General features: G+C 68.1%; 17 protein-coding genes. 11 read left to right on the forward strand and 6 right to left on the reverse strand.

Features of this window, described 5'->3' with window-relative positions:
• Positions 1-246 precede the first annotated feature (246 nt).
• Positions 247-525 (reverse strand): hypothetical protein, encoded by a 279-nt coding sequence (locus B0920_RS06130; RefSeq protein WP_078031659.1) that lies wholly within the window; start codon positions 523-525, stop codon positions 247-249.
• 201 nt (positions 526-726) lie between these two features.
• On the opposite strand from B0920_RS06130, the gene B0920_RS06135 reads away from it, so the two are divergent.
• From B0920_RS06135 to B0920_RS06155, 5 genes are all read left to right on the forward strand, one after another.
• On the forward strand, positions 727-2,517 hold the full coding sequence (locus B0920_RS06135; RefSeq protein WP_078031660.1) for an amidohydrolase: 1,791 nt from the start codon (positions 727-729) through the stop codon (positions 2,515-2,517).
• 614 nt (positions 2,518-3,131) lie between these two features.
• Positions 3,132-3,914, forward strand: a complete 783-nt coding sequence (locus tag B0920_RS06140) for a hypothetical protein (protein WP_229455220.1) — start codon at positions 3,132-3,134, stop codon at positions 3,912-3,914.
• 324 nt (positions 3,915-4,238) lie between these two features.
• Positions 4,239-5,105 carry a methyltransferase domain-containing protein gene (locus B0920_RS06145; RefSeq protein WP_179119103.1) on the forward strand — a complete coding sequence of 289 codons (867 nt, stop codon included), beginning with the start codon at positions 4,239-4,241 and terminating at the stop codon, positions 5,103-5,105.
• Between the two features lie 300 nt (positions 5,106-5,405).
• Positions 5,406-5,879 (forward strand): redoxin domain-containing protein, encoded by a 474-nt coding sequence (locus B0920_RS06150; RefSeq protein ID WP_078033309.1) that lies wholly within the window; start codon positions 5,406-5,408, stop codon positions 5,877-5,879.
• Positions 5,876-6,451, forward strand: a complete 576-nt coding sequence (locus tag B0920_RS06155; RefSeq protein WP_078031664.1) for a thioredoxin domain-containing protein — start codon at positions 5,876-5,878, stop codon at positions 6,449-6,451. The genes B0920_RS06150 and B0920_RS06155 overlap by 4 nt, the downstream gene beginning before the upstream one ends.
• A gap of 462 nt (positions 6,452-6,913) precedes the next feature.
• Here the strand turns inward: B0920_RS06155 and B0920_RS06160 are convergent, their stop codons facing one another.
• Complete coding sequence (locus B0920_RS06160; protein ID WP_229455221.1) at positions 6,914-7,570, reverse strand: BON domain-containing protein; 657 nt, start codon at positions 7,568-7,570, stop codon at positions 6,914-6,916.
• 247 nt (positions 7,571-7,817) lie between these two features.
• Here B0920_RS06160 and B0920_RS06165 point away from each other — a divergent pair, with 247 nt between their 5' ends.
• The gene (locus B0920_RS06165; protein ID WP_078031666.1) at positions 7,818-8,264 is read left to right on the forward strand and encodes a PRC-barrel domain-containing protein; all 447 of its coding nucleotides are present in this window, start codon (positions 7,818-7,820) and stop codon (positions 8,262-8,264) included.
• 141 nt (positions 8,265-8,405) lie between these two features.
• Entirely contained in the window at positions 8,406-9,398 is a 993-nt protein-coding gene (locus B0920_RS06170) for an LLM class oxidoreductase (protein ID WP_307188899.1), read from the forward strand.
• Here B0920_RS06170 and B0920_RS06175 read toward each other — a convergent pair.
• Positions 9,380-9,724, reverse strand: a complete 345-nt coding sequence (locus B0920_RS06175; protein ID WP_078031669.1) for a DUF5335 domain-containing protein — start codon at positions 9,722-9,724, stop codon at positions 9,380-9,382. The two genes, B0920_RS06170 and B0920_RS06175, sit on opposite strands and share 19 nt — an antisense overlap.
• A gap of 339 nt (positions 9,725-10,063) precedes the next feature.
• On the opposite strand from B0920_RS06175, the gene B0920_RS06180 reads away from it, so the two are divergent.
• From B0920_RS06180 to B0920_RS06195, 4 genes are all read left to right on the forward strand, one after another.
• Positions 10,064-11,212, forward strand: coding sequence for a low temperature requirement protein A (locus tag B0920_RS06180; RefSeq protein ID WP_078031670.1), 1,149 nt, complete (start codon positions 10,064-10,066; stop codon positions 11,210-11,212).
• Between the two features lie 126 nt (positions 11,213-11,338).
• Positions 11,339-12,232 (forward strand): hypothetical protein, encoded by an 894-nt coding sequence (locus tag B0920_RS06185; RefSeq protein ID WP_078031671.1) that lies wholly within the window; start codon positions 11,339-11,341, stop codon positions 12,230-12,232.
• Between the two features lie 4 nt (positions 12,233-12,236).
• A complete protein-coding gene (locus tag B0920_RS06190; RefSeq protein WP_078031672.1) occupies positions 12,237-13,118 on the forward strand; it encodes a DUF3365 domain-containing protein in 882 nt (293 codons plus the stop codon).
• On the forward strand, positions 13,111-14,589 hold the full coding sequence (locus tag B0920_RS06195) for a serine/threonine-protein kinase (RefSeq protein WP_078031673.1): 1,479 nt from the start codon (positions 13,111-13,113) through the stop codon (positions 14,587-14,589). The genes B0920_RS06190 and B0920_RS06195 overlap by 8 nt, the downstream gene beginning before the upstream one ends.
• 3 nt (positions 14,590-14,592) lie before the next feature.
• Here the strand turns inward: B0920_RS06195 and tagF are convergent, their stop codons facing one another.
• The 3 genes from tagF to icmH are packed head-to-tail and all read right to left on the reverse strand — an operon-like array spanning position 14,593 to position 20,139.
• Positions 14,593-15,228, reverse strand: coding sequence for a type VI secretion system-associated protein TagF (gene tagF / locus B0920_RS06200; RefSeq protein ID WP_078031675.1), 636 nt, complete (start codon positions 15,226-15,228; stop codon positions 14,593-14,595).
• Positions 15,225-18,725, reverse strand: a complete 3,501-nt coding sequence (gene tssM / locus B0920_RS06205) for a type VI secretion system membrane subunit TssM (protein ID WP_078031676.1) — start codon at positions 18,723-18,725, stop codon at positions 15,225-15,227. The genes tagF and tssM overlap by 4 nt, the downstream gene beginning before the upstream one ends.
• A 28-nt stretch (positions 18,726-18,753) precedes the next feature.
• Positions 18,754-20,139 carry a type IVB secretion system protein IcmH/DotU gene (icmH, locus tag B0920_RS06210; protein WP_078031677.1) on the reverse strand — a complete coding sequence of 462 codons (1,386 nt, stop codon included), beginning with the start codon at positions 20,137-20,139 and terminating at the stop codon, positions 18,754-18,756.
• Positions 20,140-20,150 lie beyond the last annotated feature (11 nt).

Below are 20,150 nucleotides of genomic sequence, written 5' to 3' on the forward strand. Positions count from 1 at the left end.
CGATCGCTCCACGCGGCGCCGCGTCCGCATGCAGCGGTGGCGCCGGGATGAGTTCATTGTACTGTAATGCAAGCGCGCGCAACGCATCCATTGCTTGTTCGCGACAGCCGATCAATGCTTTTCCGCAACACATTGACCCGCGTCAATGATTCTCGTGCTTCGGGCTGATGCTTATATTCCGTAATGCCTGGAGTTGCGATTGATCGAGAATCCGCAATGTCCTGGAGTTACGGATCCGTCCCAGTCCTAGACCGGGATCGACGAGGTTCCACCGGCCGAGCTGCCGTAGTTCTGCAACTCGTCGAGTGACAGTCTGCGCTCGTTGAGCGCGGTCAGGATCGACTTGAGCTGCTCGCCATCCGGCTGGATGTAGACGATACGCTGTTCGATCTGGTTCTGCCAGTACGGGGTGTAGGGAACGTCGGTCTCGGCCATCACCTTCGCATCGAAACTGCCGTCGCCCAGTTCGCCCACCAGCGTGATGCGCGCCGTATCGGGCGTCGTATTCTTCACCGTAATGTTCATGCTGCTCCTCTCGAGTGCCCAGTTCGCATGGGTCCATTCTCCCGCAGGGGAGAGGCCGGCGCAAACCGATGGCGTCTCCCGTGCGCGGGCCGCTTGCCTTATCGTCGAAAAAATCGAACGGCACGGTCGATATTATCCGTTTTTCAATATCGAACGCCGGCCCGATACTGTCGCCATCGAAGAACACCAACAGGGAGTCCCATGAAACACCTCACACAACTGCTCACCACCTCCATGCTGGCCGCCGGCCTGCTTTCGGCCAGCGCGGCCCAGGCCCAGGCGCAGGCCCAGGCAACCCTCATCCTCAAGAACGGCAAGATCGCCACCATGGCCAGGGACGGCGAATTCGTCCAGGCGCTGGCGATCAGGGACGGCAGGATCGCCGCGACCGGCAGCAACGCCGAGGTGCTCAAGCTGCAGGGCGCGCAGACCCAGGTCATCGACGTCGGCGGCCGCACCGTGATCCCGGGCTTGAACGACTCCCACACCCACGTCATCCGCGAAGGCCTGAACTACAACATGGAAGTGCGCTGGGACGGCGTGCGCACCCTCAAGCGCGCGATGGAGATGCTCAGGGAACAGGCGGCGCGCACGCCGGAAGGGGAGTGGGTCAAGGTGGTCGGCGGCTGGAACGAATACCAGTTCGAGGAGAAGCGCCTGCCGACCCTGGCCGAGATCAATGCCGCCGTGCCCGACAAGCCGGTGTTCATCCTCTACCTCTACGGCCTGGGCTTCCTGAACAAGAAGGGCATCGAGACCCTTGGCTATACCAAGGACACCAAATACAACGAAGGCGTGGTCGAGCTGGGCCCGGACGGCAAACCGACCGGCCTGCTGGTGGCCAAGCCGAACGCCATGGTGCTGTACACCACCCTGGCCAAGACCAACAAGCTGGCCAGGGCCGACCAGGTCAACTCGACCCTGCATTATTACCGCGAGCTGAACCGCCTCGGCATCACCAGCGCGATCGACGCCGGCGGCGGCGGCCAGGCCTATCCGGACGACTACGGCGTGACCGTGGAACTGGCCAAGGAAGGCAAGGTGAGCGTGCGCACCTCCTATTACCTGTTCGTCCAGAAGCCGGGCAAGGAGCTCGAGGACTACCAGCGCTGGATCGCCACGGCCAAGCCGGACAGGAACGAGCACATGTTCTACGCCAACGGCTTCACCACCGAGGGCGCCGGCGAGAACCTGGTGTGGAGCGCGGCCGACTTCGAGAACTTCCTGGAGCCGCGTCCCGAGCTGCCGGCGCACATGGAAGACGAGCTGGAGCGGGTCGTCAGCCTGCTGGTGAAGAACCGCTGGCCCTTCCGCATCCACGCCACCTATGGCGAGAGCATCGAGCGCGACCTGGCCGTGATCGAAAAAGTGAACAAGGCCACACCCTTGAACGGCCTGCGCTGGATCGTCGACCACGCCGAGACCGTCACCGACGAGCAGCTGCGCCGCATCAAGAAGCTGGGCGGCGGCATCGCCGTGCAGAACCGCATGTACTTCCAGGGCGAAGCCTACTGGAAGCAGTACGGCGCCCAGACCCGCCAGATGCCGCCGATCCGCAAGATGCTCGAGCTCGGCCTGCCGGTCGGCCTGGGCACCGACGGCACCCGGGTCAGCAGCTACGGCCCCTGGCCTTCGCTCTACTGGGCGGTCACCGGCAAGACCGCCGGCGGGCTGGCCACCTGGCGCCCACAGGACGTGCTGAGCCGCCATGAAGCCCTCAAGCTGATGACCACGGGCAGCGCCTGGATGAGCGGCGAGGAAAAGCTCAAGGGCAAACTGGTCAAGGGCCAGTACGCCGACCTCGCGGTGCTGCCGGCGGACTACTTCACCATCGACGCCGAGAAGATCAAGGACCTCGAAAGCGTGCTCACCATCGTGGGAGGGAAGGTGGTTCATGGGAGCGGCGAGTTTGAACAACTTGCGCCCGCATTGCCGGCCGTGAGCCCGTCCTGGAGCCCGGTGAAGTATTTCGGCGGCTACCAGAACCGCTGAAGCCTCCCGAGAGGGCGAGCGACGCACCGGTCCGGGGGGGCGCCCCGGGTAGCCGGAGCGGGCAGGGGAGCGCAACTCCGCATCCGAACGACAAGGACCTGGACTTGTGTGGAGGTCTGCCCTTGTGGACGAGAGTGCGACCGCCCGGCCCTGAAGTCGGCTGGCGCGCTTCGATCGTATGGAGCGCTGGCGGCAAGCATACTGGACCTCGCGATAGGGGTAGCCGCGCAGAACACCTCTGCCGAGCACGAGGAGGTGGTCGGCATCCCGAGCTCTTATGGTAGCGAGCCGCCTGTAGGGTGCGCAGCGCAGATCGGGGTGCGCAGCGCAGATCGGCATCCTCGACCGCGCCCTGACGAAGACCTGTCGGTCCTGCACACTTGGCCCGCGGAAGACCAGGTCCTGAAACCTGATGGCTCCACTCGACATTAGCAAATATATTGTCGAGTTAATGCCGGATTGGTGGGGTTTGGTGTTGTGTTGATGGCTGGGGCTGGTTAAAGTACCTGTCTTGCATGTTTGACAGGATTTGTTTGATGGGTGTGCAAAGCCTTAGCGCAGGAGCAGGAGCTCACGAGAACGAGGATTGCGTCGCCGTGTGTGCCGGCGACGGATTGACCGATCTGATCGTGATTGACGGCGGCAGCTCGGTCGCCGAGAGGCACTACGTCGATGAGGTCCGCGGCGACGTCGCCTGGTTTGCACAGGAGTTCGCCGCGGCACTGGTTTCGACCCTCGACGCCGCGACGACACAGGGCGACGCGGCCGTCGCGGCGGCGCACCGACTCCACCGGGATTTCGTCGCCAGGACGCAAGGACAGGAGGTGCCAGCATACGCATGGCCGATCGCCGCCATGACCTGGGCCCGCATCCGCCGCGTCGAGGGCGGCCAGCGGCTCCAGCTGTACAGCCTGGGCGACTGCAAGACGCTGTTGAGGACGGCCGAAGGCCGGACGATCGATCTCGATCCTTTCGTCAATCCCCAAGAGGCGGTGTTGCAGGCCGAAATCGCCCGCCTGGTGGCCCAAGGCCTGACGGACGCGGCTCAGCGAAAGGCGCGCCTGCTGCCGATGCTGCGCGAGCGTCGCGTCCAGCAAAACGCCGCGGCTTCGCCTTCGATTCTCTGCCTGAAGCCCGCAGGCCCGTTCGCGGCGCGCACGCTCGAGCTCAGGCTGGACCCTGGCGCGGCGCTTCTGGTGATGACGGACGGCTTTTATCGCCTGGTCGATCCCTACGGACTGCACACCGACGCCAGCCTGGTCGAACGCTGCGCGGAAGCAGGCCTGAACGCGGTGCTGGAAGAACTGCGCGCCTTCGAGTCGGGCAGCGTGGCGGGTGGCGCACTGACCGTGAAGCGGGCGGACGATGCGTCCGCGGTCTTGTGGCTGCCCGACTGAGGCCTTGTGGGAAGACCTTTTTGACGAAGGGCAGTGGCCGTGGATTGGTTCGCCCAACAGCCTCCGTATGGTCCCAGCCGGTTTTGGGCTGTCGTCCATGGGGGTAGCTCGGTACCCGTCACCTGGATCGCCAGACATCCGTCCAGATATCGCATTTAACATAATATAGATTATGCGTACTTTACTCTTACACAGGCGAGCAGCGCTCTCATCCCCATTCCAATGCGATTCACGCATCCATCCACCTGACCGATGCGTATTTCTGTTGGGTCCACGGTCATCCATTTATCGCGCGGCCCGCAAACCCAGCCAAGGAGCCCTCCAGTGTCAGAGTCCATCATCCGCCGCATCAACGAACTGAGCCAAGCCGCACGCATGCTCGCCCTCATCGGAGCTGCGCTCAAGCTCAGGAACGCCGACGCCGGCGATCCCGCGATCCGCCAGGAGATCGACGCAGGCTTGCGCCTCGTCCTGGGTAGCGCGGACATCGCTATCGCGGATGCCGAGCTCACTCCTTTGCTAACGAAGATCGATATGGCCCTGACCGAAAGCGCCGAATTGTTCAAGCATCCCGCCCGCAGCGCCGGATGGCAGGTCGAGGACCAGGATCTGCTCCTGGCCATGGGGCGTGCGTCTGGCCAGGCATTCGGCCGCATACTGGCACTGGCCGAGTCGCGCCCGTCTCTTCGCAAGGCACTGGACGGCTTGTTTCTCGACGTCGGCACTGGCGTCGGCGGGATCGCTCTGGCGGCCGCGCAAAGCTGTCCCCGGCTTCGAATCGACGCCATCGACATCTGGGAACCTGCCTTACGGCTTGCCGCCGACAGCGTGGCCGCCAGCGGGCACGCGGCGCGGATTCAGTTGCGCAAGCGTGACGTGACCGAACTGGAAGCTGGTCCGCGCTACACGCTGGCCTGGCTTCCCACGATGTTCCTCAAGCGTTCCGTGCTCAATCAGGCCGTCGACCGCATCGTCGCAGCCTCACGCAGCGGGAGCTGGCTGGTCGCGCCGATCTATACGGTGCCGGATGAGCCCTTCGCGGCGCTAATGTCCTCCCTGCGCACCTTGCGCGGCGGCGGCGAACTGAGGGATCCTGCCGAGCTCACCACACTGCTGCGCTCACGCGGCTACGGGAACATCGAAGTCGACATCGGTCCGATCTCGAGCTTCGTGATCGGCAGGCTTGCCTGAACCGCTGGAAGCTGCTCTAGAATCGTCCGCGCCTGATTAAAGTCCCGTCCATGCCGGTTTAAAGCGCGCGGCTCGGTTGGCCCGTGTCATGGCCGCCGACCCAGCCATTCGGTGACCACCACGCCCTCACGCAATTCGACTTCCGGAGCTCCCCGCAGCTTCGGATGCAGCGAGGTCCGCAGCCCTGGCAGTCCCTCCATACACCCTTCCCTTTCGCCTTTCCAAAGTAAACCGGGAACTTTGTCCGACCCAGCCCGTCGTATGTTGGATGGACTTTTTATAAGAATGGGGGAGCTAAGTATGGAAACATTGAAGGCAGGCACACAGGCCCCGGAGTTCGAGCTGAACGCCACTCCGGACCAACGCGTGAAACTCTCGGATTTTCGCGGTCAGCGCGTCATCCTCGCGTTCTATCCCGCCGACTGGAGCCCGATCTGCGGAGATCAACTGGCGCTCTACAACGAGTTGCGCGAAGAGTTCACGAATCACAATGCCATCTGCATCGGCGTGTCGGTGGATGGCGCCTGGTGCCATGCCGCATTTCGCGAGCAGCGGGGATACAAGCTTGCGTTGCTGTCCGACTTCGAGCCAAAGGGCGAGGTCGCGCGCGAGTACAAGGTCTATCGGGACAAGGAAGGAGAGAGCGAACGCGCCCTGTTCGTCATCGATGAGGAAGGCGTGATTCGCTGGTCGTATGTTTCGCCAATCGGCATCAATCCGGGCGCCGACGGTATTCTGAAAGCGCTCGAACAAATGGATGGGAGCAAAAAATGAGTTTAGCAAAGCCGGTCGATGACACCGACCACAGCTTAGGACCAGCGGATGCGCCGGTGACCCTGGTCGAGTATGGCGATTTTCAATGCCCATACTGCAGGGCGGCGCACTTTTACCTGAAGAATGTGCTGGCGACCATGGGTAACGACATGCGTTTCGTGTTCCGGCACATGCCGCTGGCCCAGATCCACCCCATGGCGCAACCGGCGGCCGAGGCGGCCGAGGCGGCTGGGGCGCAAGGGAAGTTCTGGCCCATGCACGACGCGATCTACGAGCACCAGGACATGCTTGGGCCGGCGCTGCTGACGCGGCTGGCGCAGCGCCTTGGGCTCGACATGCAGCGCTTCGTGGACGACGTGCAGTCCCACCGCTTCCTGCCCAAGGTGAGAGAGGACTTCATGAGCGCCGTGCGCAGCGGTGCAGCGGGAACGCCGACCTTCTTCATCAACGGCGAACTGTACGAAGGCAGCTTCGACGACGAATCACTCATCGAAGCGTTGCGCTTTGCCGCGCATGCGCATGCCAAACACGCGGCCAAGGGGCATCACGAACCCAGGCCGCGGGCGCACTAACTTCAAGGGTGACCAGCGTTTAAGGGTATCCAGCGCGGCGCCCTCGCCGCCGCGCAGCGCCATAGCAGCGCCACAGCAGCGCATGCATCACCACGATGGATGGCCGGAGCGCTGTCCCTGCAATGGAGTGGCGTGCCGGCGGCCCGCACCCGGCCCGGCAAGCGCAGGTGCAAGCCGCGAAGCGCATCGATTGGACCCCGGTCCATGGCGGTCCCCGGGCACGAACGACTGAAGCGCAATGCGCAATTCCCTTGACTTGCCACCCTCGACGCGGATTGGCCGCGAGGCTGTTACGCCCGCGGCCAGGGAATCCGATGGAAATGATTGACCGGAGAGCGTGGGATCCAGCAACTGCACCCTGTCCCTCTATGTCGGTCGGATTTCTGCTGTAGGTCGATTACAGCTGAGGCTCAGCGCCGTCCAGGGCCGAGGATCACAGCCGTCCTGATGGTCACAGCCGCCTCAGGGCTGGATAACGATACGATCTTCCACCTTCCTCACACCCGGCGCCTGCCATGCTGCGCGCTCGGCCTGTTCGCGCTCGAACCATGAGTGCACGGTACCCTTGAGTACCACCTCGCCGTCGCTGGCCTCGACCTCGATCCTCTTCGCATCGAGCTCGGCACTGCGCAGGAAGGCTTCCTCGATCTTGCGCTTGACCTCTTGAGCGGCGACCTTGGGGGTGATCTTGATCGAGTTGATCACTCCCTTGCATCCTTTGACGCCCCTCACCGCCATATCGGCCTTCTCCTTCTGGTAGTTCCACTCGGCCTCGCCCTCCAGGGTGATCCATCCGTCCCTGACCACCACCTTGAAGTTCTGGTAGGAGTATGGCAGCTGCGTCTTCAGCGCCTCGACAGCGTCGCGTGCGATGTCCGGATCGGGACGCTGGTCGACGCTCGGCAGGCGCACCTCGAGATCGTTGGCGACACCGACCACCCCTTGCACCCGCTTCACGTCCTTCTCGGCCTCGAACTTCTGCAGGTAGCTTGGAATGAACCCTGTCAGGGTCACCACGCCGCTCTTGACGTTCACCGCAATATTGCTTGCATCGATGTCGGGGTCCCATCGCAACTCGGCCTCGACATCCCGCTTGATTTCGTCGTCCGTCTTCATCATGCCTCCCACTCGCTCCGTTTTAGAATATGACGAGTCGCTACCGCACTCGCCACCGTCCCTGCGCCGGCCGGCCTGACGCCCCCGCTGCGCATGAAGGATTCAGCATAGGTGCTCGCGGCGAGCCCGCAAGCCGGAGTTGGCCGCATAGGCCGTGGGCTTGACATAGATCAAAGTGGCAGTGACTGCGAACCGTGCGCGCCCCCCGCCCTCCTATATTTACGTGATGGCTAACCAACCAGGAGGGATCATGAAACGCATGATGGCAGTCTTGACGATATCGCTAGTTCCCCTGTGCATGGGCGTCGCATCGGCGCAGGCGCCGGCGCAATCCGCAGCACAAGCGCCAGCTGCTCCGGTTGCCGGCAGAGCGCCGCTGGGCGTTACCGTGATCGAGCTGGAAGCCGTTGTCGTCGGGTGGAGCGTCGAGCGCGACCTGCTCGGCAAAACGGTCGTCAACGACAAGAACGACAAGATCGGCAAAATCGACGACCTGATCATCTCTCCAAGCAAGGACGGCAGCACGCCCGCCGCCTCGTTCGCCATTATCGGCGTCGGCGGCTTCCTCGGAATCGGCAAACGGGACGTTGCTATCCCGATCGAGCAGATCAAGCTCAATCAAAAGCAGCTGACCTTGCCCGGGGCGACGAAGGATGCGCTCAAGGCCATGCCGCCCTTCGTGTATCAAAAGAGGTAAGCCGCAGCGTCCCTCGGCGCCAGCCCGCAGCGTCCCAGTGCGCGATTGCCGGCACGGCAGTCGCCCGCATGCCACGCTTCGGGCAGGCCGGCGGCGGTCGCGTAGCGGCGATGTCCTGGGCCCGATTCGCGGGGTGAGATCATGCCAGACATGCTGACGGTGAACCGGTCGGCCAGGCCGAGCGACAGCAAGGGTTTTCAGCGCATGTTCGCGCCGGGCCGGCTGACCCTTGGCGTATTCTTCCCGATCGAGGCTTTCCCCGGGGACCAGCCGACCATGCTCGGCCAGGAGCGCCTGGCACGGCGCGCGGAAGAGCTCGGATTCGCCGCCCTGTGGTGCCGCGACGTGCCGCTGCGCGATCCCAGCTTCGGCGACCTGGGCCAGGTCTACGATCCCTGGGTCTACCTGGGTTGGATAGCAGCGCAGACCAGGGAAATCGCGCTGGCGACCGGCGCCCTGGTCCTTACCCTGCGCCATCCCTTGCATACCGCGAAGGGCGTGGCCTCGGTGGACAGACTCTCGGGCAACCGCCTGGTCCTCGGCGTTGCCTCCGGTGACCGTCCGGTCGAGTTTCCGGCATTTGGCGTCGACTTCGATCAGCGCTACGCCCTGTTCCGCGAGAACCTGCGCGTCGTCCGCGCCACCCTGTCCGAAGAGTTCCCGCAACTACAATCGCCTTATGGCACGCTGAGCGGGAACGCAGATCTCGTGCCCAAGCCGATAAGCCCCGTGCCGATGCTCGTGACCGGTCACAGCGGGCAGCCACTGGAATGGATCGCCAAGGAAACGGACGGGTGGATCACCTACCCGCGGGCCCTCCAGCGTCAGGCCGAGGTCGCGGCGCACTGGCGCGCCGCAGTGGAGGCCGCAGCGCCAGGCGTTTTCAAACCCTTCGTGCAATCCTTCTACGTTGACCTGAGCGAAGACCCCGACGCGGCCCCGGCGCCCATCCACCTGGGCTTTCGCGGCGGCCGGAACTTCATCCTGCGCTTTCTCGAGGCGCTGCGCTCGATCGGCGTCAACCACGTCATCCTGAACCTCAAGTACGGCGCGCGTAATGCCGGCGACGTGCTGGAAGAGATCGGCAGAGAAATCCTGCCGCAGCTGGCGGCCCGTCAGGGGGACGGAGAATAAGGCAGCATCATCGGATCGCGCAGCCGGATGATCTGACGCACGTCGTCGCCGTCGATCACTTCCATGCTCGTCAGCCCTGCCGCATCCTGGTCCACGTAGATCTCGCGCGGGTGCATGATCAGGTGGTCGAGCCCGTCCAGCAGCACCTCCAGCAGATCGTTCTTGTGGTCGTAGGTGATGCCCAGCAGCTGCAACCACTTGGCTTCGGGCTGGACGCCGAACTTCAGCGACGCGGCCTCGATTTCGGTTTGCTTGCCCGTCAATAATTTCGTCATATGGTCAAAGTAGGTATGCCAAACCTCTTTGTCGAGTTTGATTGTAGCCATCGGGTCCACCTCCGCATCTCGTTGTCGACAAAGCGCCGGCCGTGATCGACCGGCGCGCCGTGCACGCACGCCGGGCCGGGCAGATCGCCGGCTGCCGGACGCAGGCACGCATCCCCGGTTAGACCGCGTGGCGCGCCCTAAATTCGCCGTGCCCAAAACGGGGGCGCATGTGCATTCGTCCATCCCTGCGCGGGCAGGCCCAAGCGATGTTGAGGCAGCCCGGCCAGCACCCAATCGTGCAAGGCGCGTTATCCGCATTCTGCTACTATCCCCTAGTCTCCACCGATCTTGGGGTGGAGGCAGCTGGAGCAGGCCCACGCAGGTCAATGTCCAGAGCTCATGTACAACACAAAATATTTCGAGGCCAACCGGCATGCCACCTGGCTCGAGCTGTTCTTCGACCTGATCTTCGTGGTGACGATCGGTGACGTCACGCATCTCCTGCACCACACCCACGAGGGGCACCTCGATCCGCTCCAGTTCTGGAAGTTCGTCCTGATTTTCGTGCCCTTGTGGTGGATCTGGGCCAGCCACACGATGTATGCCAACCACTTCGACGCGGATGACCGCAAGCACCGGATTGCAACCCTGGTCATCATGTTCCTGTTGGTCGCCGTCTCGGGCCTGATCGGTCAGCGCTTCCTGGCCAGCTATGACGCCATCGTCATCTGCTACGCCGGCGCCCAGTACATCGTTGCCCTCATGTATTTCGTCTCAAAACGCCGGCACAAGGAAGGCGAGCATCTCGCCAGGGCAGTCGGCTGGGTGATCACCATCGGAGCCACGCTCAGCCTGGCATCGATCCTGTTCCCGCCGCCACAGCGATACGTCGTGTTCTACCTCGGCATACTGTTCAATCTGCTGGCCTTCATCTTCTTCCTGTCGCGCCGTCTGGAAACCATTCCGGTGCACACCGAACACCTGATCGAACGTGTGGGCCTGCTCACCATCATCATCCTCGGCGAGTCCGTCTTCAGCCTGTCGGCCGGACTGGCCAACATCAGCTGGACGCCGGAGAGACTGGCGACCGCCGCAATCGGTTTCGTGATGATCTCGTCCATCTGGTGGGTCTATTTCGACAGTTTTCACCTGCTGACCGAGCAGAAGCTCAGCACCGGCCACTCGGTCCTGTACTCGCACTTGCTGGTCTTCATCGGCCTGTCGATCCTGGCCAGCCTGATCCGGCACGCGATCCTCGACGACATGGTGGAATCCGATTTCCGGGTGCTGGCGGCGGTTGGCTCGGTCTGCTTCTTCCTCGGCAAGCAGTACGGCTATTTCATGGAACGCCCCGAGCTGCGGACCCAACTGGTGATCAACACCACGGTCGTCTTCGTCTTGACTGGACTTGCCCTGTTACTCCGGGGGACAGGCGCGATCCTGCTCGGCCTCACCGTCGCGATGATCTGTTACGCACTGCTCAGCCTCCGTTACCTGAACGTCAAGCCTGCACGGCCAGTGCATGCGGGCGGCAGCAAGCCTCACTGACCCGCCTGCGCCAGCCCTGGCTAGCGGGCGCAAGCCCCCGCAGAAGAATTTTTCGCCGATACCCGCATCCAGTGTCGCGCGCCGCGCGTAGATGGCTTAGACCCTGACACCATCCACACCTGGCCCATGAACCTGCCGAACCAGTTACGCTGCCCCAAGCGCATCGCCCTTGGTGGCGCGCGCGGCGCCCTGGCCGCGACCGTCCTGCTGCTCGCCGTCCTGCCCGCGTTCGCCCAGAACGCCGTCATCTCGCATGCCGAAGCGCCCGCACGCCTGCTGCGCAAGACCACGGTGTTCCAGGCCCCGGCCGGGGTACGCCTGCAGGCCGGCGACATCGTCGAGGCCGGCGCGCGGAGCGTCCAGATCGAATGGGCGAACGGCGCCCGGTTCGCCCTGGGGCCGGGCGCCAGCCTGCTGGTCAAGGATGCCGGCGGCCTTCCCGCGCTCAGCGTGCTGCGCGGCTGGAGCAAGTTCGCGACCAATGCGCCCGCCGGCGGCCGGCTTTCCCTCGAGGCCGGCGCCGTGTCGCTGCAGGCGGCGGGCGCCAGCGGCATCCTCCACCTCGCCCCGGACAAGACCGAGCTTTTCGTCGAAACCGGGACCGTGGCGCTCAGCGAGACCGACCGGGCCGATGGCCAGCCGCTCGCCGTCGGCCGCGAACAATACGCGCAGCGCGACGCCGTGCGCCCGCTCGCCCTAACGCCGCGTGCGCCGCGTCTGTTCATTTCAAGCATGCCGAGGGTCTTCCTCGACCCGCTGGTCGCGGTGTCCAGCCGCGCCCCTGCGGTGGCGCCCACGCCGCTGCGCGAGGTCAACGCGGCCGACCTGGCCGCCTGGCACGAGGCCGGCCCGGCGTTGCGCAAGCGCCTGGTCGCGCAGTTCGCGCCGCGCCTGGCCGATCCGGCCTTCCGCAAGGAGGCGGAATCCACGCTGGCCGACGCCCCGGAATGGCGCGACGCGCTGCGCCGCCACACCGCCGCCCGCAACCGGGCGAACACGCCGCTCAACTACCTGTTCTGATCCCATGAAACGCTTTTCCCTGGCCGCCAAGTTCAACCTGGTCTTTCTCGCCGTGTCCGTGTTCGGCTTCTGCGCCGCCGCCATGGTCGTCAACGCCATGCTGGTCGACAGCGCGCGCGAGGAAACCCTGCAACACGCGCGCCTGCTGATGCAATCGTCCGACGCCGCCGGCAAGTACGCGGGCGCGCACGTCACGCCGCTGCTGGAGAACCGCCTGAAATTCGAGTTCCTGCCCGAGGCAGTGCCGACCTTCGCGGCCATCGAGCACCTGAACCAGCTGCTCAAGGCCTATCCGAACTACAGCTACAAGCAGGCCACGCTCAACCCGACCAATCCGCGCAACCGCGCGGCCGCCTGGGAACGCCCCCTGGTCGAGCAGTTGCGCGCGGCCCCCGGCACGGCCGAACTGGTGGGCGAGCGCGGCACCGAGGCCGGTCCCGCCCTCTACCTGGCGCGCCCGATCCGGATCAGCAACAACGCCTGCCTGGCCTGCCACGGCCGGCCGGAGGACGCGCCCCGCACCATGACCGACATCTACGGCAGCAGCAACGGATTCGGCTGGAAGCTGGGCGAAACGGTCGGCGCCCACGTCGTGTCGGTGCCGATGACGGTGCCTTTGGAACGCGCGCGCAGCCTGCTGGTGAACTACCTGTGGTCGCTGCTCGGGGTGTTCGCCTTCCTGTTCCTGACCCTGAACCTCATGGTCCACCTGTTCGTCACCCGCCGTATCGGCCGCCTGTCGCGCGTGGCCGACGAAATCAGCCTGGGCCGCTCGGGGAGCGCAGCCATCGACACCCGTGGCGGCGACGAGCTGGCCGGCCTGGCCAAGTCCTTCGACCGCATGCGCACCAGCCTGAACAGCGCCATGAAGATGCTCGATGAGTGAGCTGGCCGAACACCCGCGCGCGATCGGCAAGTATCGCCTCGAATCCGTCCTCGGCCGGGGCGCCATGGGCGTCGTCTACCGCGCCTACGATCCGCTGATCGAGCGCACCCTGGCGCTCAAGACCGTATTGCGCCAGCATGGCGACCCGGAGCAGACCCGCGAGCTGCTGCAGCGCTTCCGCAAGGAGGCCCAGGCGGCGGGGCGGCTCATGCACCCCAACATCGTCGCGGTCTACGAGTACGGCGAATCGGAGGAACTGGCCTTCATCGCCATGGAGTTCGTGGACGGCCGCCCGCTGTCGGCGCTGCCCGCCGCCGGCCCGGCCTCCCTGCCCCAGGTCCTGGCCTGGATGGGCGACCTGCTGGCGGCGCTCGCCTATTCGCATGCGCATGGCGTGGTGCACCGCGACATCAAGCCGGCCAACCTGCTGGTCACCCGCGAGGGCCGCATCAAGGTCGGCGATTTCGGCATCGCCCGCATCGAGTCCTCGACGCTGACCCAGACCGGGGCGATGCTCGGCACCCCGAGCTACATGGCGCCCGAGCAGTTCCGCGGCGAGCGCATCGACGGCCGCAGCGACCTGTTCTCGGCCGGCGTCCTGCTCTACCAGCTGCTGACCGGCGAGCGGCCTTTCACCGGCACCACTGCGACCGTCATGCAGCAGATCCTGTCGCACACCCCGCCCCCGCCTTCCTCCCTGAACCCGGCCTTGCCGTCCGCGCTGGACGCGGTGGTGCTGCGCGCCCTGGCCAAGAGCCAGGACGAACGCTTCCCGGACGCCGCCGCCTTCCGCGCCGCCCTCGAGGCGGCAAGCCTGGACCAGGCGGGCGCCGCGCAACGCTGCGCGCCAGGCCGGCGCATCGACGATGAGGACGCGACCCTGCTGCTTCCCGCAGGCGCGGGGACCTGGCCGGCGCTCCCGCCCGACAGCTCGGCCCACGGAGCGACGGCCGACCTGACGGCCTGGAAGCGGGCCGCCTTGCCGGAGCTGGAAGTGCTGCTGACCGCCCAGATCGGGCCGGTGGCGCGGCTGCTGTTGCGCCGCATCGCGGCCGCCGCGCCGGACTTCGCGGCGCTGCGCGAACAGCTGCTCTCCCACATCCCTTCGCCCGCCGCCCGCGCCGGCTTCGAGGCCGAGCTTGCGGCGCTCGAGGAGCGGCTGTTTCCGCCATCCGACATGCGCAGCACCATCGGCCGCGCTGCGGCGGCGCTGCTCCAGGAAGCGCCGCCCGCGCAGGCGCCCGCAACCCGGGACGACGCGCCGCCGGGCCCCGGCTTCGTGGCCGCCGTCAGCGCCCTGCTGGCCGCCGAGATCGGACCGATCGCCACCATCGTCGTCAAGCGCGCGCTCGCGCAGGCCGGCAGCAGCGGCCCGCTGGCCCTGCTGGAGGCGGCGGCGCGGCAGATCGAGGCGCCGCAGGCCCGCGAACGCTTCCTGGCACGCGGCCGCCAGCTTCCCGGCGCCGCCTAGCGCTCAGGCAGGGGCGGCCAGCAGCGCGCTGAAGCTGCCCGGCGCCGGCATGCCGCACTTGAGCATCAGGCCGGGCGCCTCCAGGCCGCCCTCGTCGGTCCAGAACAGCGAGCAGTCGACCAGCCCGTCGGGGCACAGCGCGCGCGCCAGGGCCAGCGATGCCGGTTGCGCCGCCGCGCCGGCGGGGGCGATGGCGGGCGCGCCGAGCACCGCGAGTTCGGCTTCCAGCGCCGCTACCGACATCGCCCCGCACATCGCGCGCAGCGCCGGCGCGGCCAGTTGCTCGAACCAGCCGCCGCCCGTGGCAGCCAGGGCCAGCAGCGCCGCGCCGTCCAGCGACGCCAGCTCGACCGCGAGGGTCAGGGGAAAATGCCGGCCCACCCGGTCCACGCTCGGCAAGAGAACGCCCGCCACCGCCGCCCGCCCGCAGACCCCCGGCCCCAGCGCGAAGCGCCATACCGGGCCGTTCAGGTAGCGCGCCAGCCAGTCCGGCCCGAGGCGCGCCCGGCTTTCCAGCATGCCGGCCTGCAGCCAGGCGTCCCAGGGCCGGATGAAGTCCGGCCCCAGGCGGCAGGACACGAAGTCACCCTGGCTGGCGAGCTTGCCGTAGAAGCCGGGCGCGGGAGTGCGCCCCCTCATAGGGCCGCCGGGCAGGCGAAGGCGGTGGCGTCGCGCCGGAAGGGGTTGATCACGCTGCCGGCGGTGAGCTCGAAGCTGGCCTTGCGGCCATCGAGCGCGAAGGCCAGGCGGTAGCGCTCGGCCTGCAGCGGCTCGAGGCTGGCGCGGTCGAGCGCGCGCAGCCAGGCCCAGGGACCATCGCTGCGTTGCTCCGGCGCTCCCGGCGCCGTCAGGCGCACCTCGCCATTGCCCTTGCCGCTGGGGAGCTGGAGGGCGACGCTGCGGCCGGCCTGGCCGGCGCGCGCGCCCACCTCCTGGCCGTCGATTTCCAGGGTCACCGCGCTCAGCCCGGGGTCGAGGGCGAGCGGCCGCAGCGCGAAGCGCAGCGAAGGCTGGCGTGCGCCGCCCGGGAAGAACATGTCGCGCAGGCGCGCGCCGCGCTGGAAGCCGTCCAGGGCGGCCTGCGAGAACCCGGCCGCGCCGCTCGCGGCGCGCCAGCGCCAGCGCGCGCCGCTCATGTCGACCGAGGCCGCCAGGTGCCTGCTGAAGAAGTCGTCCATCAGGCCCCCGGGCGCGAAGAACTTGCCGAAATCGTCGGCGGTGGCGTCGCGCGCGCTGTCGCGCGCCAGCGGGTAGCGGCCCGCGATCGCGTCGCGGCAGAACTGCGCCGGACCGGCGTTCCACAAGGCGTTCAGGCGCTCGCGCTCGCCGCCCTGGGCCAGGCCGGCGCCGGCGTCGTGCACACCGACCAGCACCGCCGCCAGCGGGGCCACCTGACCTTCGGCCCCGCGCTTGACCCGCAGCAGCGCGTCGGTGGCCGGCGCCGGGGCGCCGCTGCGGCGCGCGCCATCGGCCGCGTCGAAATACAGGGCGGCGTCGCGCAGCAGGGCCAGCATGCCGTCGAGCGGCGTCGGCGCCGGCCCGGCGACCAGCCGGTGCAGGGGCGCGAAGTGGCGGTCGACCGGATCGGCGTCGGCCGCCAGGGCCAGCGGGTCCGGGGCCGGCCCGACCGCGGCCTCGAGTTCGCGCCGGGCGGCGCCCAGCTTGGCCAGGGCGCCCTTGGCGCTGCCGGGCAGCAGGCCGTCGGGCTTGACCGCGGCCAGCCTGGTCTCGCGCGCGGCGCCCAGCAGCACCGCGCGCAGCGGCGAGTCGAGGCCGGCGAGACCGTTGGCCAGGCGCGCGGCGCTGTCAAGGCTGGGGGCGCGCGCCGGGCGCAGGTCGCCCAGGAAGGCGTCCCAGGCGCGGATGTAGTCGGCGTAGTACAACTGAAGCACGGCGGCGCGGGCCGGCTCCGCCGCCAGCGCGCCGCCCGGTCCCTCGTCCTTGCCCAGCACCCAGTTGTCGCGCGCGATGTCGAGCGCCGCCTTCCAGCTCAACTGGGCGAAGCGGCGGTAGCCGGCCAGGGTGTAGACGCCGTCGACGCCGCGCGCCAGGGGCGCGCCGCTGGCGCGCGCCAGCAGGCCGGAGGCGTCGCGCCCGGTGGCCGCGCTGACGCTGAATTCCGGCAGCCGCTCCTGGGCCAGCTGGCGCTTGACGCGGCTGTAGATGCGCTCCGAGAGCGACATCCCGGACAGGGCCTGGCGCGCCTGCGCCACCAGCGCCGCGTCCAGCTGCACCGCCTCGGCGGCCCCGTCGCCCGGCTCCAGCATGGCTTCCAGGTGGCCGAGCAGCCGCGAACGCTCCGCCTCGCCGGCCGCTCCCAGGCTGCGTTTCCAGTCCAGCTCCACCCAGGCCTGCACCGAAGCCGGGTCGAGGTACTGGCGCTGGCCCAGCATCAGGTAGACGCGCAGGGTCTCGTACAGCAGGTCCTGGCTGTTGGCGTCGCCGCGCCGCAGCGCCTCCTCCATGCGCGCGACCACGCGCGGCATGAGGGTGCTGCGCAGCAGGCGGCGATAGGTCGCGATCGCGCCGTCGCCGAGCTTCTCGCCCTGGTGCAGGCTCATGCGGTTGAGCCAGGGCACATCCCGGCCGCGCTCCGCATAGCCCGCCGGCAGGGCGCGGGCGGCGTCGAGCAAGGGAAGCGTCGCCAGCTCGTCACCCTGACCGGGGGCGGCCGCGGCCTGGCGCGCCAGGGCCGCGCTGGCGGACCTGGCCCGGTCCACCAGCGCGGCATTGCGCAGGTAGCTCACGCTCAGGGCCGCGCCCAGCGCCACGGCCAGCAGCGCGCCGCCGGCCAGCAGCGCGCGCTGCGCCAGCACGCGGCGCCGTTCGGCGCGCGGATTCAAGCCGGCCAGGCCGGCCTCGCGGAACACCACCTCGCGCAGGAGCCGGGTCAGGAAATAGCTGCGCCCCCCTCCGGGCGCGGGCGCGAGCGCGCGCCGGCCCAGGCCGAAGGAGGCGGCGACCGAGGACAGGACGCGGTCGATCGGACTGCCCTCCTGGGTGCCGCTGGTGAAGTAGACGCCGCGCAGCAAAGCCGCCTGCTCGAAGCGGTTGACCGAGAACACGGTCTGCAGGAAGGCGCCGAGCGTGCCCTCGAGCGCCGCGAACTGCTGGGGAAAGCCGTAGATCAGGGCGCGCCGCTGCGGGTCGCGCTCCTGCTGCATGCGCTCCAGCACGCGGGCTTGCAACTGGCCTTCGAGCAGGCGGAATTCGCGGACGAAGCCGCCCACGCTAGCCTGGGCCTGGGGGTCCAGCGGGAAGGTCATGCCCCACACCTGCGAGCGCTCTTCGCGCCCGAAGTGCTCGAAGAACTCCGCGAAGCCGGCCAGCAGGTCGCTCTTGGTCACCATCACATAGACCGGGAAGACCATGCCCAGCTGCTCCTGCAGCTCGTGGATGCGGGAGCGCACCGCGCGCGCCTGCGCCTCGCGCGCCGCCTCGCCGTCGCGCAGTAGGTCGGCCACGCTGATCGCGACGATGAGGCCGTTGACCGGCCGGCGCGGGCGGTGCTTCTTGAGCAAGGCGAGAAAGCCGGTCCAGGCCCCGCGCTCGGCCTGGGCCTCGCTGTCCTGGGTGGTGTAGCGCCCGGCGGTATCGAGCAGGACCGCTTCGTCGGTGAACCACCAGTCGCAGTGGCGGGTGCCGCCGACCCCGCCGATGGCTTCCGGCCCCAGGGACTGGGCTAGCGGGAACTCGAGGCCGGAGCGGGTCAGGGCCGTGGTCTTCCCGCTGCCGGGCGCCCCGACGAAGAGGTACCAGGGCAGCTGGTAGAGGTATTGACCGCGCATGCGCCAGCCGGGATTGGCCTTGCGCAGCACGTCCATGGCGGCGCGCATGCGCTCGCCCAGCGCCGCCAGCTCGTCCGCCGCCATCGCCTCGGCCGGGCTGGCGGCCACCTCGGCCATCAGGCCGGCGTTGCGGCGGCGCGCCAACCACAGGCGCAGGCCGAACACGGCGCCGGCGAGTGCGAACAGGATGCCGATCAGCAGCCAGCGCGACCAGGCGGAGGCGAACGGGGCCCGGCCGCCCAGATCGAGCAGCGGCGCCTCGAACCAGATCAGGAGCGACAACAGCGCGAGGCCGGCCAGGGTGAGTATCCAGGGCTTGCTCAGCCAATGCAGAAAACCTTGTTTCATGGGTGCAGGGTGCGAATCGCCGCGCCGGTCAGCGCGGCTGGGGAGGAGTCAGGAGGATGATGTCGACCCGCCGGTTGCGGGCGCGGTTGGCCGGACCGTCATTGGGGGCCAGTGGCTCGGTCTCGCCGCGTCCCTCGCTGGTGTAGCGCTCGGGCGGGCCGGCGCGCTCGGCCAGCAGGGCCGCCACGTTGCGGGCGCGCGCCTTGGACAGGTCGAAGTTGGAGGGCAGGCGCGCCGACAACCTGGGGCGGGTGTCGTCGGTGTGGCCGACCACCACCACCCTGCCCTGCGCCGTGCGCAAGGCGTCGCCGATGCGGCGCAGGGTGGGCAGCAGGCGCGCCTCGACCTCGTCGCTGCCGGAAGCGAAGCCGCCGTCGCCGCGCAGCGTCACCACCGAGCGCTCGGCGGTCTCGGTGACCGTCACCAGGCCGGCCGCGACCTCGGCGGCCAGGAAGCCGCCCAGGCGCGCCGGCCCGGGAGTCGACGGCGCCGGCGGCGCCGGCGGCGGCGTGCGCGCGGGCGGCGCGGCGCGTACCGCGCCCAGTCCGGCATACACCTGGTCCGACTGGCGGTTGAGCAGCCAGCTATAGGTCATCTGCAGCAGGAGCAGCACCACGCCCGCGCAGATGCCCATCACCCAGGACGGCCACACCAGCGGCCGCGCCTGGGCCTGCTGCTCGCCGCGCCAGTGCGGGGACAGGTCCTGCTCGCGGGGGCCGCGCTGCTGGGAGATCATGGCCAGCAGGCGCTCGCGCAGCAGCGCCAGTTGCTCGTGGCCGCGTTCCATCACGCGGTAGCGCCCCTCCAGGCCGAGCGCGAGGCAAAGGTACATCAGCTCCAGCAGGTCGAGGTTGCGGCGCGGGTCGGCGCTCAGGCGCTGCAGGATCAGGAAGAACTTCTCGCCGCCCCAGGCCTCGTTGTGGAAGGCCACCAGCAGGCTGCGCCGGTTCCACACGCCGCCGCCCCAGGGGGTGCTGGAGATGGTCTCGTCGATCAGGGTGCACAGGGCATAGCGGGCCGCGGCGATGCTCTCGGTGTCGATCTGGGCCGCGCGCGCCTCGGCCTCGAAGCGTCGCACGCCTTCGCTCAGCTTGTCGCGCAGGGCCGCGAGATCGGGCGCGGCGCTCAGGGTGCGCAGCGGCAGCGCCAGGTCGAGCAGCGGGTTGGCGGCGCGCACCAGCGGATTCAGTCCGCTGCCCACCGTGGCGGCCGGCAGCGCGGCCCGCGCAGCCGCGGCCTGGGCGGCGCGCAACTGCAGGGTCTCCAGCGAAGGCGGGGCCGACGGCGGGATGTCTGCCTGGCGCGCGGGCGGCTCGGCGGCCGCCGGGGCGGCGTGGCGGCGCCCGCCCGGCGTCGGGATCAGCACCGTGCGGTCCGGGTCCTGCCCGGCGTCGTAGGTATCGTTGGGGTTCATGGTGACGGCAT

This window comes from Massilia sp. KIM (genome assembly GCF_002007115.1).
In the GTDB taxonomy this organism is placed as follows: Bacteria; Pseudomonadota; Gammaproteobacteria; order Burkholderiales; family Burkholderiaceae_D; genus Telluria.

Coding starts and splice junctions, on each gene's coding strand:
- B0920_RS06135 (WP_078031660.1), top strand. CDS start 727: ATGAAACACCTCACACAACTGCTCACCACCTCCATGCTGGCCGCCGGC.
- B0920_RS06130 (WP_078031659.1), bottom strand. CDS start 525: ATGAACATTACGGTGAAGAATACGACGCCCGATACGGCGCGCATCACG.
- B0920_RS06195 (WP_078031673.1), top strand. CDS start 13,111: ATGAGTGAGCTGGCCGAACACCCGCGCGCGATCGGCAAGTATCGCCTC.
- B0920_RS06185 (WP_078031671.1), top strand. CDS start 11,339: ATGAACCTGCCGAACCAGTTACGCTGCCCCAAGCGCATCGCCCTTGGT.
- tssM (WP_078031676.1), bottom strand. CDS start 18,725: ATGAAACAAGGTTTTCTGCATTGGCTGAGCAAGCCCTGGATACTCACC.
- tagF (WP_078031675.1), bottom strand. CDS start 15,228: ATGAGGGGGCGCACTCCCGCGCCCGGCTTCTACGGCAAGCTCGCCAGC.
- icmH (WP_078031677.1), bottom strand. CDS start 20,139: ATGAACCCCAACGATACCTACGACGCCGGGCAGGACCCGGACCGCACG.
- B0920_RS06160 (WP_229455221.1), bottom strand. CDS start 7,570: ATGATGAAGACGGACGACGAAATCAAGCGGGATGTCGAGGCCGAGTTG.
- B0920_RS06190 (WP_078031672.1), top strand. CDS start 12,237: ATGAAACGCTTTTCCCTGGCCGCCAAGTTCAACCTGGTCTTTCTCGCC.
- B0920_RS06150 (WP_078033309.1), top strand. CDS start 5,406: ATGGAAACATTGAAGGCAGGCACACAGGCCCCGGAGTTCGAGCTGAAC.
- B0920_RS06170 (WP_307188899.1), top strand. CDS start 8,406: ATGCCAGACATGCTGACGGTGAACCGGTCGGCCAGGCCGAGCGACAGC.
- B0920_RS06175 (WP_078031669.1), bottom strand. CDS start 9,724: ATGGCTACAATCAAACTCGACAAAGAGGTTTGGCATACCTACTTTGAC.
- B0920_RS06155 (WP_078031664.1), top strand. CDS start 5,876: ATGAGTTTAGCAAAGCCGGTCGATGACACCGACCACAGCTTAGGACCA.
- B0920_RS06180 (WP_078031670.1), top strand. CDS start 10,064: ATGTACAACACAAAATATTTCGAGGCCAACCGGCATGCCACCTGGCTC.
- B0920_RS06165 (WP_078031666.1), top strand. CDS start 7,818: ATGAAACGCATGATGGCAGTCTTGACGATATCGCTAGTTCCCCTGTGC.